Annotated in this window: 14 protein-coding genes and 1 pseudogene; 8 read left to right on the top strand and 7 right to left on the bottom strand. The window is 42.7% G+C overall.

The genetic code is table 11. The features are described 5' to 3' along the window. Nucleotides 1–205: 205 nt before the first annotated feature. The 3 genes from nth to GBN19_RS07835 form a co-directional block, all read right to left on the bottom strand. A complete protein-coding gene (nth, locus tag GBN19_RS07845; RefSeq protein ID WP_151777736.1) occupies nt 206–892 on the bottom strand; it encodes an endonuclease III in 687 nt (228 codons plus the stop codon). Then, the gene (locus GBN19_RS07840; RefSeq protein ID WP_151777735.1) at nt 892–1,689 is read right to left on the bottom strand and encodes an RnfABCDGE type electron transport complex subunit B; all 798 of its coding nucleotides are present in this window, start codon (nt 1,687–1,689) and stop codon (nt 892–894) included. The genes nth and GBN19_RS07840 overlap by 1 nt, the downstream gene beginning before the upstream one ends. Nucleotides 1,690–1,840: 151 nt before the next feature. Beyond that, a complete protein-coding gene (locus GBN19_RS07835; protein ID WP_151777734.1) occupies nt 1,841–2,620 on the bottom strand; it encodes a ferredoxin--NADP reductase in 780 nt (259 codons plus the stop codon). A 101-nt stretch (nt 2,621–2,721) separates the two neighbouring features. Between GBN19_RS07835 and tsaA the strand changes: the two genes are divergently transcribed. From tsaA to GBN19_RS07810, 5 genes and pseudogenes are all read left to right on the top strand, one after another. Further along, nucleotides 2,722–3,441 (top strand): tRNA (N6-threonylcarbamoyladenosine(37)-N6)-methyltransferase TrmO, encoded by a 720-nt coding sequence (gene tsaA, locus GBN19_RS07830; RefSeq protein WP_171494451.1) that lies wholly within the window; start codon nt 2,722–2,724, stop codon nt 3,439–3,441. 103 nt (nt 3,442–3,544) lie between these two features. Beyond that, nucleotides 3,545–5,326 (top strand): GspE/PulE family protein, encoded by a 1,782-nt coding sequence (locus GBN19_RS07825; protein ID WP_151709483.1) that lies wholly within the window; start codon nt 3,545–3,547, stop codon nt 5,324–5,326. Between the two features lie 83 nt (nt 5,327–5,409). Next, nucleotides 5,410–5,766 (top strand): NirD/YgiW/YdeI family stress tolerance protein, encoded by a 357-nt coding sequence (locus tag GBN19_RS07820; RefSeq protein ID WP_151777733.1) that lies wholly within the window; start codon nt 5,410–5,412, stop codon nt 5,764–5,766. Between the two features lie 66 nt (nt 5,767–5,832). Continuing rightward, a pseudogene (locus GBN19_RS07815) lies at nt 5,833–6,497 on the top strand (response regulator). Further along, nucleotides 6,494–7,822 (top strand): ATP-binding protein, encoded by a 1,329-nt coding sequence (locus GBN19_RS07810; protein WP_151777732.1) that lies wholly within the window; start codon nt 6,494–6,496, stop codon nt 7,820–7,822. Before GBN19_RS07815 ends, GBN19_RS07810 begins: the two are co-directional and overlap by 4 nt. Nucleotides 7,823–7,903: 81 nt before the next feature. On the opposite strand, the gene hemP is transcribed toward GBN19_RS07810, so the two are convergent. Then, complete coding sequence (gene hemP, locus GBN19_RS07805) at nt 7,904–8,074, bottom strand: hemin uptake protein HemP (RefSeq protein WP_111892798.1); 171 nt, start codon at nt 8,072–8,074, stop codon at nt 7,904–7,906. Nucleotides 8,075–8,209: 135 nt separating this feature from the next. On the opposite strand from hemP, the gene GBN19_RS07800 reads away from it, so the two are divergent. After that, nucleotides 8,210–9,106 (top strand): NUDIX domain-containing protein, encoded by an 897-nt coding sequence (locus GBN19_RS07800; RefSeq protein ID WP_151777731.1) that lies wholly within the window; start codon nt 8,210–8,212, stop codon nt 9,104–9,106. Between the two features lie 102 nt (nt 9,107–9,208). On the opposite strand, the gene GBN19_RS07795 is transcribed toward GBN19_RS07800, so the two are convergent. After that, nucleotides 9,209–9,649 carry a hypothetical protein gene (locus GBN19_RS07795; protein WP_228271234.1) on the bottom strand — a complete coding sequence of 147 codons (441 nt, stop codon included), beginning with the start codon at nt 9,647–9,649 and terminating at the stop codon, nt 9,209–9,211. 63 nt (nt 9,650–9,712) lie between these two features. Continuing rightward, nucleotides 9,713–12,103 (bottom strand): penicillin-binding protein 1B, encoded by a 2,391-nt coding sequence (gene mrcB / locus GBN19_RS07790; RefSeq protein WP_151777730.1) that lies wholly within the window; start codon nt 12,101–12,103, stop codon nt 9,713–9,715. A 190-nt stretch (nt 12,104–12,293) separates the two neighbouring features. Here mrcB and GBN19_RS07785 point away from each other — a divergent pair, with 190 nt between their 5' ends. Both GBN19_RS07785 and GBN19_RS07780 read left to right on the top strand, forming a co-directional pair. Further along, entirely contained in the window at nt 12,294–13,205 is a 912-nt protein-coding gene (locus tag GBN19_RS07785) for an NAD(+) kinase (protein ID WP_171492578.1), read from the top strand. Beyond that, complete coding sequence (locus GBN19_RS07780) at nt 13,202–13,474, top strand: YeaC family protein (RefSeq protein WP_151777729.1); 273 nt, start codon at nt 13,202–13,204, stop codon at nt 13,472–13,474. Before GBN19_RS07785 ends, GBN19_RS07780 begins: the two co-directional genes overlap by 4 nt. Nucleotides 13,475–13,514: 40 nt before the next feature. Here GBN19_RS07780 and GBN19_RS07775 read toward each other — a convergent pair whose 3' ends face one another. Continuing rightward, a complete protein-coding gene (locus GBN19_RS07775) occupies nt 13,515–14,516 on the bottom strand; it encodes a glycosyl transferase family protein (protein ID WP_151777728.1) in 1,002 nt (333 codons plus the stop codon). Between the last annotated feature and the right edge of the window lie 67 nt (nt 14,517–14,583).

The raw sequence follows: 14,583 nt of genomic DNA, 5'->3' as shown, positions 1-14,583 counted from the left end.
CAAATTGGCACTCATTGCTTTAGTGGTTATAAGTTTGGCAGGGTTAATCTTTTTAATATTACAAAGCAAGAAAATGCTTAATAATGCAGTGAAAGAGCATAAACAAGCATCTAAACCCCAACCAATTCCTCAACCCACTAAGAAATCAACGCCATCTAAAAAGAAGCGCTAATTTAAAATTGATGCTTAGTATGACGAATTAAAATCAATCTTCTTGTTTAGGCTTTACAGGTTTGACCGCACCAAAGTCGAAACGATCTGACCAGTTACATACATCGGAAACCACACATTCAGCACATTTAGGTTTACGTGCGACACAGCAGTAACGACCATGTAAAATCAACCAGTGATGGGCATCTAACATAAATTCTTTTGGAATGACTTTAATTAAGCGTTGCTCAACTTCAAGCACATTTTTACCAACCGCCAAACCTGTACGATTGCCCAAACGGAAAATATGCGTGTCCACCGCCATAGTGGGTTGTCCAAAAGCCGTATTGAGCACCACATTGGCTGTTTTACGACCTACCCCGGGAAGTGCTTCCAAATCTTTACGATTATCTGGAACTTGGCTGTGATGTTGACCGATTAAGATTTCACAGGTCTTGATCACGTTTTCAGCTTTTGAATTATATAAGCCAATGGTTCTGATATAGCTTTTTAAACCTTCTAAGCCTAGCGCCAAAATCTGTTCAGGCGTGTTGGCAACAGGGTAAAGTTTATCGGTGGCTTTATTCACACTGACATCGGTGGCTTGAGCTGAGAGCATGACCGCAATAAGCAATTCAAAAGGCGATGAAAAATTGAGTTCAGTCGTCGGTTCAGGACGCTGTTCACGTAACCGTTCAAAAAAAGTTTGAACCTGCTTTTTGGTCATGTTCTTAGTGGACATTAGCTTTCACCTTGCAGTGCATTTAACTCAGCAGTGAGCTGATCAAGTTGTTCACGTTTTGCTGGGTTGTCGCGTACGCTGAGCTGTTTTTCAAGCTTCTTAATTTGAGTGCGTAGTTTCGCCAGTTCAATCGTGGTTTTAGCGTCGGCAACCAAATCTTGTTCAGCCGATTTTTCAACACGCTGAATGGTGGGTACGCTATTTAAGTAGCTTGAAAACTGCACGAAGAGTTCGCTATCAATCGCTGCACGAACAATAGGGCCTTTACGTTCGGTGCGACGCTGCTCTTCACGGTAGATATGGGCATAATAGCGATAGCGTAGATCATCTTGCTGTTCGGTTTGCTGTGCTGCTGTCGGTAAAGCTTGCGTATCTTCGATCAAGTCAATGCAGTCGACAGGACAGGGTGGTATGCACAATTCACAACCTGTACACAGATCACTTAGAATGCTGTGCATTAATTTACCACTGCCAATAATCGCATCGACAGGGCAGGCACTCATACATTTGGTACAGCCAATACATTCATCTTCACGAATCACCGCTTTCATGCGCTGAGGTCGACCATCTGCCTGAATATCCCAAACACTTTCTTCGGCTTTGAGCAAAGGGCGATTGAGTAGCTGTGCAATGGCATCGGCAACAGGTTGACCGCCAGGGACGCATTTGTTGGCTTCTTCACCTTCACTAATTGCTTTGGCATAAGGCAAACATCCATCACGATGTCCACATAAACCGCATTGGGTTTGTGGCAATAGGGCATCTATTTGCTGGATGAGAGGGAATGGCAAACTCATTTGGCTACGGCTATGCTAAAAACGAAAGCAAGAATTGTGCAGAAAAATGCCGAGATCGACAAGCCTTTTTACAGCAGATGTCAGGTTTTTCAAGGCATTCAAATCAAAAAACCGAAGCATGGAGCTTCGGTTTTTTCAGTGTATCGTAGAATTATTTTTCTACAAAAGCACGTTCAATCACGTAATCGCCCATTTCGCCCATACGTGGAGATTCTTTCAAACCATGTTGGTCAAGAAGCGCGGCAACGTCTTTCAGGAAGTGCGGGCTACCACACAGCATTGCACGGTCAGTTTCAGGGTTGAAACGTGGTAAACCAATTTTCTCGAATAATTGACCAGACTCAATTGCAGTGGTTACACGACCTTGAGTATGGAAGTCTTCACGAGTGACAGTTGGGTAGTAAACCAATTTGTCTTTAATGCCCAATTCTTCGAAGAATTCGTTGTTTGGCAATTCGTCTAAGATCAAGTCTTGGTAAGCCAATTCACTGATGAAACGTGTACCATGAACTACGATCACTTTTTCAAAGCGTTCATAGGTTTCAGGATCACGAATCACAGACAAGAATGGAGCCAAACCTGTACCTGAAGAAAGAAGGTACAAGTTTTTACCTGGGAGAAGGTCATCAAGAACTAAAGTCCCTGTTGGCTTTTTAGAAATTAAAATTTCATCGCCCACTTGGATTTTTTGCAAAATCGAAGTCAATGGACCGTCTTGTACTTTAATTGAGAAGAACTCTAGCTCTTCTTCGTAGTTGGCACTTGCAATTGAGTAGGCACGCATTAACGGCTTGCCATTCACTTCAAGACCGATCATGACAAACTGACCATTCTTAAAGCGCAGGCTTTGATCACGTGTTGTTTTAAAACTAAATAAAGTGTCATTCCAATGGTGAACATGGGTAACACGTTCAACGTTAAAAGCAGCCATTCAAGCAATCTCAATATAGATAATAAAAACTGAGATGTATTTTAATCTAAAATGATTGCCGATAAACTGAATATATTTAATTGTGTTTATAAGAAAAAGTGATGATTGCTCCGCTTCAAGTTCCCGTGATTGGTTTCATGCAGTCGCCGTTCAAAGAAAAGTTCGGTATTCCACGTCAGCCGAATCTGGTGGATGTTGAATCTTATATTGTGATGCAAGCCCCGTATGATGATCCGCTTGCCTTTGTTAGTATAGAAGAATTTAGTCATTTGTGGCTGTTGTGGCAATTTCATCACAATAAGCCGCTTGATGGCTTTCGACCACAAATTCGCCCGCCAAGATTGGGTGGCAACCAAAAAATTGGGGTGTTCGCTTCGCGTAGTATGTATCGACCTGCGCCGATTGGTTTATCCGTTGTACGTTTTAAACGCATTGAACAGGTTGATGGTCAATTACGTGTGTATGTGTCGGGTGCTGATCTGCTCGATGGAACCCCAATTGTGGACATTAAGCCATATATTGCCTATTCCGATGCGATTGCTGATGCGCAAAGTGGTTACGCTCGCGAAGCACCAGTACTCAATCAGGTGGTTTGGTCTGAAATAGCATTATCACAGCGTATTCAACTGACTGAAAATGGATTAGGTTCATCTCAACTGTATCAGGAGATTGAACAGGTCTTGGCACTCGACCCACGTCCTGCCTATCAAGATGATCCTGAACGGGTCTATGGATTACATTTTGCAGATTTAAATGTTCGGTTTCAGGTCAAAGCGACAGAAATTGTGATTGTTGAGTTGATTGCATATGGCAGCAGATAAATACTTTTTAAAAAGATAGTTTTATTGCAGATCATTAATGTGCTGGCATGAAAGTGCTAAGATACGCGTTATAAAATCATAATCATATGTTTTGAGGCTTGCGATGCAGTCAAATCAGCGTTTACAACAATTTTCTTATTCAATCGATTTGACATGGTGCTTGGATCAGTTGCTTTGGGATGAAATGATTACTGAGCGCGATAAAGCGTTGGTGCAAACCACCCATCGGAGTAAGAACCAGTTATCGTGGCATCCATTGCAATGGATTGCTCAGTTTGATTTAACCAACCAACGTAATCAGCAGCAGAAACTGACATTAAACTTATTGTGCAAATGGCTTTCGGAAAAATCGAATCTGCCATTTTATGTGATTGATCCGCTTAAAGCAGATGTTTCAGCACTCACTGCTGTCATGTCGCAAGAGTTTGCAGTGCGCAATCATATTTTGGCGGTTGAGGTCAATGACACTGAAGTTCTGATTGGAACAGATCAACCTTTTTTAACCGATTGGATTGGATATTTAGAAAAAGGCTTAAAGCCCAAAAAAATTCAACGCGTTTTCTTAAGTCCTGAACAGTTACAGCGTTATCTCTCTGAATATTACCAAGTGAGTCGGGCAGTCAATTCATCCCAAAAAAATCAGGGTTATGAACGTGATAGTCGAGGTGTCGAAGCATTATTGCAACTCGGAGAGGTGACCCAGAACCCCGATGCCAATGATCAGCATATTGTAAAATTGGTGGACTGGATTTTACAGTTTGCCTTTGAGCAAGGGGCAAGTGATATTCACCTTGAACCACGTCGTGAAGACAGTAAAGTTCGTTTCCGTATCGATGGGATTTTACATACCATTTATAAAATGCCCTCAAATACACTCGGTGCAGTAATTGCGCGGATTAAGATTTTAGGGCGGATGAATGTTGCTGAGAAACGTAAACCGCAGGATGGTCGCTTAAAAACCCGTACACCACGGGGCTTGGAAACAGAGCTTCGTTTAGCGACTTTGCCCACCGCATTTGGTGAAAAAATGGTGATGCGTATTTTTGACCCCGAAGTCTTGGTACGTAGTTTTGAACAGTTGGGGTTTGATGGAAGATTATTGAATCAATGGAATGAACTCACTCAGCATAGTCATGGGATTATTCTGGTGACAGGGCCAACAGGTTCGGGTAAAACCACCACCTTATATTCAACGCTAAAGCAGTTGGCAACTGATGAAGTCAATGTCTGTACCATTGAAGATCCGATTGAAATGATCGAGGGTAGCTTTAATCAGATGCAGGTCAATCATGGCATTGAACTGGGTTTTGCGGATGGCATTCGAGCATTGATGCGTCAAGACCCCGATATTATTATGGTGGGTGAGGTACGTGACCAAGACACTGCTGATATGGCGATTCAGGCGGCATTGACAGGTCACTTGGTACTTTCAACACTACATACCAATGATGCACCTTCGAGTTTGACCCGTTTGCATGATTTAGGTGTGCAGCCATTTTTATCTTCAGCAACGTTATTGGGTATTTTGGCACAGCGTTTGGTGCGTAAACTCTGTCCACAATGCACGCAAAGAGCACCTACCAACGAGCAGCAGTGGTTACATCTCACCGTTGATTATACAGTAGATGTTCCTGCGACCTCATATGTCCCTGTGGGCTGTGAAGCTTGCCGTTATACGGGTTATAAAGGACGTGTCGGAATCTATGAGTTCATGCCAATTAGTTTACAACTCAAGCAAATGATCAGTGAAAATGTCCCTTTAAATGCTTTACGTTTTCAGTCAAAAAAAGAAGGTGTTGAACCTTTGCGTATTGCAGGAGCACGTAAAGTCGTTGCGGGAATCACTTCACTTGAAGAGGTTCTACGGGTTGTACCACTGAGCTAAATCTCAATCAAAATCATCTTAAGATTCAACTCATCTTGTTCTGTTGTAATCACAATAGAACAAGACATAGAAGGAGAATCTTCATGAAAACATTATCTTATCTTGGTTGTGTAGTTGCCATTTCAGTCAGTAGTGTCAGTTTAGCCAATCCCGTTAATCAGGCAGCTTTACAGCAAACCCAAGTCAGCCATGTTAAACAAGCATTGCTTGCACGCGATGATCAACTGGTACAGTTAAAAGGCTATATCACCAAAGCATTAGGCAATGAAAAGTATGAATTTCGCGATCAGACAGGGCACATCACTGTCGATATTGATGATGAGCTTTGGCAAGGTAAAGCCATTTCAGCAACAACACCTGTTGTCATTTTTGGTGAAGTGGATATTGACTACAAGCCGATGAAACGGATTGAAATTGATGTAGATCGTGTCCAATTCTGATATTTAAACAGATCACCCTGTTGCTGTACTTGGCTGGGTGATTTTTTGATTTTAGCAGATCATGATATGCGTATTTTATTGGTGGAAGATGATGCCTCTCAGGCAGAAAGTCTACAAACTTGGCTCGAAATGGATGGTTACACGGTTGACTGGGTTGCACGTGGAGACTATGCGCTACAGGCGATACAAACTCATGAATATGCTTGTATTTTGCTTGATCGTGGTTTGCCAAAACTAACAGGTGATCAGATTATTCAGGCTTTGCGTCAACAATACAATGCAGTCCCTGTAATCCTAATTACCGCTCAAGATGCAATCGAGGATCGGGTCGCAGGCTGGATCTAGGTGAAAATGATTATTTGGTCAAACCCTTTAGTTTGGAGGAGTTGTCTGCCCGAGTTCGTGCGCAACTACGCCAACGGCAGCAACAGCGCAATGATCAACTGAGTTATGGTGATTTACGTCTCGATTTATCTAGCAAAATGGTCTACCAACATGGGCAGCCATGTGAGCTGACTGCCAAAGAATTTCAGATTTTACAGCGTCTCATGCAGCAGCCACAGCATATTGTGACCCGTGAGCAGTTAGAAGAATCAATTTATGCATGGGGTGATGAGACAGGGAGCAATACCATTGAAGTCTTTATTTATCAACTGCGTAAAAAACTGGGTAGTCAAAGTATTGTGACCTTACGTGGTTTAGGTTATCGCATGGGAGATCTGTTGTCATGAGCTTGCCGCAAGGTTCATTACAACGTCAATTGATTCGCAGCATATTACGCAGCAGTATGATGGCGGGTGTGATTGCTTTTATCTTGTTGATTGCTCATAGTATTTATCAAAGTATGCAAATGCATGATGATCTGATGGATGAAATTTCAGATATGCTGCTCATCTCGGATTTATCGCGTGTTTCAGGTCAACAACTCGATGAACTCAGTGATGAGTTTGATTTGCAATATGAGATGCGCTTAGGCACTCAGTTATTGACCCATTCCACAGACTATCAGCCCATTTTGTTCCAAGGTGCTTGGCAACAGGGGTACGGCTGGCATTGGCAACAGCATCAACTATGGCGTTGCTATGTGCAGCAGGATCGGCAGCGGCATTTGACGGTCGTGGTGGTTCAGCCTGTATTTGAGCGTTTTGAAGATTTTTTCCAGACCATTGCTTTATATGCTGCGGTTTTGGTGTTTCTGTGGGCAGCACAGTGGTGGATGATGCATCGAGGAATTCAGCGTAGCTTTCAAAGTTTGCATCAGGTTCGTCAACAGATTGTGGCAAAAAACTCACAAGATTTAAGTCCGATTGATCTTCAGTTTACTCCGACCGAAATTCAGCCTTTACTGACGGCACTGAATCAGTTGTTTGAACAACTACAACGGGCTTTACATGCAGAGCAGCGTTTTACTGCAGATGCTTCACATGAGTTACGTTCGCCTTTATCTGCAATGAGTATGCGCTTACAGGTACTACAGCGAAAATACCAACAGGTTGCCTCTTTAGGGCAGGATTTACAGCCTATTCAGCAAGATATTCAGCGAACGACACAGGTCTTGGAAAATTTATTGTTGCTGGCTCGACTTGACCCCACTCATGCCACACAATTGCCCAAGCAAGAACTTGATCTTGTGCAGTTGTTGCAGCAAGCTTTCGAGAGTATCCAGCTCTACTTGTTACAGAAGAAGATATCGCTAGATGCTCATTTACCTGAGCGTCTGATCTTAATGGGCAACCAAGAGCTTTTATTTAGTGCTGTGCGTAATTTGCTTGACAATGCAGCCCGCTATGTCCCTGAACATGGCACGATTTTTATTGAGCTTTTGCAAAAAGATCGTCATGTCATCATCAGTATTGCTGACAATGGTCAGGGGGTTGATGAGGCAATCTTGACTCGATTGGGAGAGCGATTTTTTCGGGTACTTGGCAATACGACTCAGGGTTCAGGCTTGGGCTTGTCGATTGTGAAAAAAATTATCGCTTTGCATCAAGGAACGGTCGATTTTCAGCAGGCAACGCAAGGTGGATTGCATGTACGAATTGAACTGCCACAATAAAAAAGCAGCACATTGCTCAGATATGCTGCTTGTTCCCACGTTTATTATTATATGACACTGTTTTTTTTAAGATTGGTCTTATTACTTGGTGAGAATAAGTCGATTGTTTCGTGTCAAACGTAAGCGGTATTCTTCTCCTGCATGCATAATGCGGATTTCGCGACCCAGTGCAAACAGGTTATTGGAATGAAGCATGGGTAAAGACTGAGCAGTATCGGTGTTACGTGTAAATAAGCTAAATGGTGCGTTCATATTCTTGATTCCGTGGTGTCGGCGAGTGATTTAAATGATAATCATTATCGAATAAGACTGTCAATGAAAATTTAGCGCTTTATTTGAAAACTTTGTAACATGCTCGACATGATCAGAATGACCCAAGGAACAGTGATGCAAAAAAACCAAATTGAAGTGGCAATTGGGCTACTTTTTTCTAAAACACGTGTTCTGGTTGGTTGGCGCAATGCTCAGCAACATCAGGGCAATAAAGCCGAATTTCCTGGGGGGAAGATTGAACAGGGTGAAACAGCTGAGCAAGCTTGTCGCCGTGAAGTGTTTGAAGAAGTTGGAATAGATGTAATCGACTGGCAGCCATTTGAACTGATTCAACATGACTATGATGATGTCATTGTGCAGTTACATGTGTTTTTTAGCTATGTCCCTGAAGCAGTACTTCCTCAGATTCAACAGCCTTGGCAGTGGTATACACGCACCGAATTGGCCAACTTGAATTTTCCAAAAGCGAATCAACAATTGGTTCAACGCTTGGCACTGCCACAGCGTATTAAAATACGCACGCAATTAGAGGGATTGGCAGATTTGCAGCAGGGGCAAGTCATGTACTATCGTCCTGAACAACAAGCTGATTTAGCTGCTTTACACGCGCTATCTCAAGAACAACTGAACAAGCTTATTTTGAATCAAGTATGGGCTGAAGAGCTAAGCCTAGAGCAACAGGCACAACTGGTGGCGATTCATCTTAAACAACCCCAATTACTTGCGACCCAACGTGGAGAGCTACGTGTAGGGCAGTGTTATTTGGCAGCTTGTCATGATTTGGCAGGATTGCAGCATGCTCAATATATTGGTTGTGATGCAGCTTTATTGAGTCCTGTACTGGCAACAGCCACACATCCAGAAGCTCAAGGTTTGGGTTGGGGGCAATTTCAGCAGATTGCTCAGCAGGTGGATTTACCCATTATTGCTTTGGGCGGTTTAAAGCATGAGGATTTAGGAATAGCCCAACAACATGCAGCATATGGCATTGCGGGCATTTCTCAGGTTTAAAGCTTGCTTAAGGCGAGTTTAGCTTGCTGAATAGCACTGGCATTGTGTTGTGCTTGTGCGATTTGTAAGCGCAGTAACCATAGTTTTTTTTGAGTGGTGGAGTCATCTGCCAGACTTAAACCCCGTTGGATTTAAAGACTGTGCATGACTGTAGTTTTGTTTTTTCTGTGCCACTTGAGCCAAAACGATATAGCTTTGAGCTGCCTGAGGTGAAATCCGCTGTGCTTGCAATGCCAAATGTTCTGCCTGCGTCAGATTGTTGTGTTGTAATGCCTGCTGTGCTTGCTGAATGAGCTGACGAAAAACGGGTTTTTCTGAGCCATCTGGTGCAGTGACAGGTTGTGGCGGTGCAGGAATAACTGTGCGTTTAATCTCAGGAACATGATAAGGCGTAACAGTCACCCCATTTGTATCGTTAAGCGGTTTTTTTTCTTTTGTTGGTGGTGTTGCTTGATGCGTTTGGGATTGTGGTTGGTGGGCTAACTGAGTGCAGCCAATAAAACTCAGACTCAATAAACAACTACTGATCAGTTTAAAATGCATTCGCAAAAATTCTCTATATCATGGGCTTGATCACCGTATCAAAGATGACCAAGCCCATTCAATTTACTGTTCGTAACTACCGCTTGAGATGACTCGAGCTGGTGAATCGCTATTGCCATCTGTACTGTCACTTTCACGAATCAGATTTTCAAGATTGTCTGGGTTGTCGGATGCCACAGGTGCAGATGCGCTACCTGTGTCTTCTGGAGAATCCTGATTGTTGAAAAAGCCACAATCCGCACCTGGAGATGGAACATGATCTGCAAGAAGTGGAATGTACATTGCACCAGAACAGTTTGCACTAGACAAATGACCTGAACGTACATCGACCCATTGCCATTGGACATTGCTTGGTTGTTTGATATTGACAGGTTGCTGGCGTAACTGTTTCATGACATTGATCCAGACAGGTAAAGCACCTGATGAACCTGTTAATCCTGTGACTTTATTGTTGTCTAGACCTAACCAAACCACAGTTAAGTAGTTACCTGAATATCCTGCAAACCACGAATCACGGGTATCGTTCGTTGTTCCTGATTTACCTGCAAGTTTTAAGGTCGATGGTAGACTGCCATAAGCTGCTTTACCTGTACCATTATTCATCACTTGCTGTAAGCCATAATTCAGCACATAAGCTGCCGCAGGATCAATGGTTTTTTGAACTTCTAAGCCATAATGATCAAGGGTTCTTCCATTTTGATCAACCACAGAACGAATGGCTTTGGTTGGATATTTAAAACCACCTGTAGCGAAGTTGTTATAAACACCTAAAACTTCCATTGGTGATAAATTGACAGCGCCCAAGAATACAGATGGATAAGAGGGAATATCGCTGGTTACACCAAATTTGCGTAACTGATTGCTAAAAGTTGCAACACCAAACTCCTGACCTAAGCGAACGGCTGCAAGGTTATAAGAATGTTGCAGCGCTTGAACCATCGGCACAACGCCATGCTCACCCCCACCATAGTTTTTAGGTGTCCATGCTTTTCCTTCGGTTGGAATGCTAATATAGGTGTCCTGAATCGCCGAAGCCCAGTTATAGCGACCTGATTCAATGGCACTCAAATAAATGACAGGTTTGAGCAATGAGCCAACTTGACGTTTTGCATCAATGGTACGGTTAAAACCTGTGAAGTTTTGAGTTGAGCCAACTGCTGCAACCAATTCACCATTGTCAGGGCGTTGAATAAGCACAGCACCTTGTAAATCGGCCAAGACACGCGGATTACGCTTAGATAAATTATCTACAGTTTCCTTAAAGCTATTTTGTACCTTAGTTTGAGCAACAGGATCAAGCGTGGTAAAAATACGTAAGCCCTGATTGGTCAAATCTGATTCTTGATATTCACTACGTAATTGACGACGGACAATATCCATAAAGTCAGGGAAACGGGTTGGGCCAAGTGCTGGTTTAGCGACCACACCCAGTGGGCGGGCACTTTCTTGATCATACTGAGCTTGCGTCAGATAACCCATCACCAACATGTTGTGTAATACAGTATCACGGCGGTTTTTCGCACCTTCTGGATTGCGCCAAGGATTATATAAAGATGGTCCTTGCACTAAACCGACCAAATACGCTTGCTGTGCAATATTGAGTTCGCGCAATGGTAGTCCAAAATAGAATTGAGATGCCAAACCATAACCATTAATTGAGTAGTTACCATTTTGCCCCAAGTGGACTTCATTGAGGTAGGCTTCTAAAATCTCACTTTTACTGTAGTGCATTTCTAGCAATACAGACATTAACGCTTCATTGACCTTGCGTTTTAGGGTTTTTTCAGGAGAAAGATAGAAATTTTTCACCAACTGCTGTGTCAGTGTCGAACCACCCTGACGTTTACCACCTGTAATGTTACTGACAATCGCACGTGCAGTACCACGGATTGAAATACCGTGATGATGGTAGAAATTACGGTCTTCTGTCGAAATTAATGCTTCAATGAGCGGTTTAGGTACATTTTTAAGCTTGATTAAAACGCGGTCTTCATTGTGTTGTGGATAAATGCCGCCAATCAATAAAGGTTCAAGACGAGTCATGCCTGTACTTGAGGGTTTTGTCGTGCGCACATCCTGCATTTGGTCATTGCCAAAAGTAATGTGCAAGACCTGTTCAGGTTCGCTACTATCACCAAAGTCAAAACCACGGGTATGAACATAGACGCTACTGCCACTCAGCAGATAGCTACCTGGTTGAGTATAGCCATCTGCTTTTTTATAGCCAAGCATTGCCAGTTCTTGGATAAAATCAGGCTCATTGACGGGTGCTTGATTGTAAATTTCAAGTGGGCGTGCATAAACTTTTGCAGGAATGTCCCAACGCTGACCTTCAAATTTTTTACGAATAACACTATCAATATGAAATACATACGCACTAAAAGCGAGGAATGCTGCAATAACAACAATACAGAAAATAAGAGGCAATAAACCAAGACCGCGTTGTGACTTCATAAAAAGTGATAAGCTATCCGACAGAAACCCTGTAATCATGCGAAGCTTTTATTTATTTTGCAATGATTATTCGTGAAACAATACAAAATTAAGCAATAATTTAGCGTTTTATCAGAGACTTTGTATTGTTTTTTCAAACCTGAAACAACGTGTTATTATGGCTGCGAATCCGAACGGAGCGCTTGAGTTGGTGAAAATCTCACACAAGTCGTTTCGCAACATTGGGCTAATTGGACGACCAGAAAAAGCTGCTGTTGTAGAAACACTTTGTCTTATTTATGACCATTTGTTGAAATTGGGATTACATCCAATTTTTGATGTTGAAACAGCGAAACTTGTCCCTTATCAAGATTGTCAAATTGTCAGCCGTAACCTGATGGGTGAAGTGGCTGATTTGGTTGTCGTGGTTGGTGGTGATGGCTCTTTGTTACATGCAGCACGTGCATTGGTGAAATACAATACCCCCGTGATTGGTGTCAACCGTGGACGTTTAGGATTTTTAACCGATATTAATCCGATGGAAGTTTTACAAAAACTTGATCTGGTTTTAAAAGGTAACTTTCAGCTCGACAGACGTTTTCTGCTTGAAATGGAAGTACGTACCGCAGGTGAAACGGTCTATAGTGCGATTGCACTCAACGATATTGTGCTGCACTCAGGTAAGTCCGTGCATATGGTGGACTTTGAACTATCGATTGATGGGCAATTTGTTTACCGTCAGCATAGTGATGGTTTGATTGTGGCAACGCCAACAGGTTCAACCGCATATGCCTTGTCGGGTGGCGGCCCAATTATTCATCCGAGTATGGATGCAATTGTTCTTGTGCCGATGCATCCACATACCTTATCTTCACGTCCGATCATTGTTGGGGATCAGAGTGAAATCAAAATTACGGTGCGTAAAAACCGTATTTTACCGATGGTGAGTGCCGATGCGCAGCATAGTGTTGCACTGAATGTCGGAGATGTTTTGCATATTCGCAAGCATCCTTTTAAATTAAGCTTATTACATCCACCTGGTTATGACTTTTATATGGCTTGTCGAACCAAATTAGGGTGGCATCAAGATTTTGAAGCATTGCAACAGCAGGAAGAGTCATGAATATTGAACAAATGCTCTCGGTTTTAGACCCTGAAATTGTCGAACGTTTAAAAACTGCCGTTGAAATTGGGAAATGGCCTAATGGTGTAGCGTTGACTCAAGAGCAACGTCAGATTTGTATGCAGGCAGTTTTGGCTTGGGAATATAAAAATTTGCCTGAAGAAGAACGTACAGGTTATATCGACCGCGGCACAAAAGAAGAAGGTGAAGAATGTGATGATGATCATCACAAAAATGAACCTGAATTCAAGCCGATTCGATTTGTCTAAATAAAAAATCCCCATACGGGGATTTTTTTATTGCTGCTATTTATTGTTGATGGCGTGTATCCCATAACATCTGTGCTTTTTGCATGGCAGTTTCATAGTTGTCCACAATACCCATGCTATATAACGCAATGCCCATGGTTTCGACCACTGCGATTTCACCATAAGTATGATTTTGCTGACCTTCCCAAACTGCTTTAAACACGGCTAAATCCAGTTCTTCTTCAGTCGCGCTACGTTCTGGTGTGAGTTTAGGCAATTCGTGCTCATACATTTCGCCATCACGAATCCCACAGATTAAAGTTTTAGCATCGGGATTGCGTTCAAATTCGCCACCTTCACCTTTAATCACGGCACTATTTTTATAACCTAATGTAAAGGCTGCGCGTTGGTGTGAGCCACGATATGCAGGGTGGAAAATCGCTTGTAATGTGGCTTTGGCATCAAATGGATTGATCAGGCGAGCCAGTGTATGGATAGGTGAACGTAGCCCCATAACATTGCGCAAACCAATCAACTCATCTAAAACAGGGGAAATGGCAGCCAGCGGCAGATAGGCAAAATTGCGTTGCTGTAATTGTTGCTCAACGTCGTCTTGTGTATGACAAATAGGATAGTTGAGGAACTCTAGAACCTGTTCGGTATAAACACGGTTTAAGGTATGACCCGCAGCCCCATGCATCACTACACGATAGCCATGTTGAGCCAAAGTCAACGCTGCCAGTAAAAACCACGGATAATGTTTGCGTTTACCTGCATACGATGACCAGTCCAGATCTACTTCAAGTGGGCGATAATTTAACTGGTCTTTGGTGGCTTGAACAAAACCTGCCAGCTCTTCGACCGATTCTTCTTTCACGCGGAGCAACATCAAAAATGCGCCAAGTTGCACATCGAGAACATCGCCTTTCAGAATCATGCTAAACGCATCATAGGCTTCTTGAAAAGTCAGGGAACGTGCACCTGTTTTGCCCTTACCAATAATGCGGATATATTGGGCAAATGGATGTTCAAAGTCTTGATAGATATTGCGTTTAGTGGTCATGACGAAATCGCAAAAAATGAAAGATATTCGACATACTAGCATAAGCTATGCCAGAACCAAGGGGCGT

The organism is Acinetobacter brisouii (assembly GCF_008993995.1).
GTDB classification, from domain to species: Bacteria; Pseudomonadota; Gammaproteobacteria; order Pseudomonadales; family Moraxellaceae; genus Acinetobacter; species Acinetobacter brisouii_A.
Note: the sequence above shows the minus strand (reverse complement) of the source record. Positions and strands in the feature narration are given on the sequence as shown.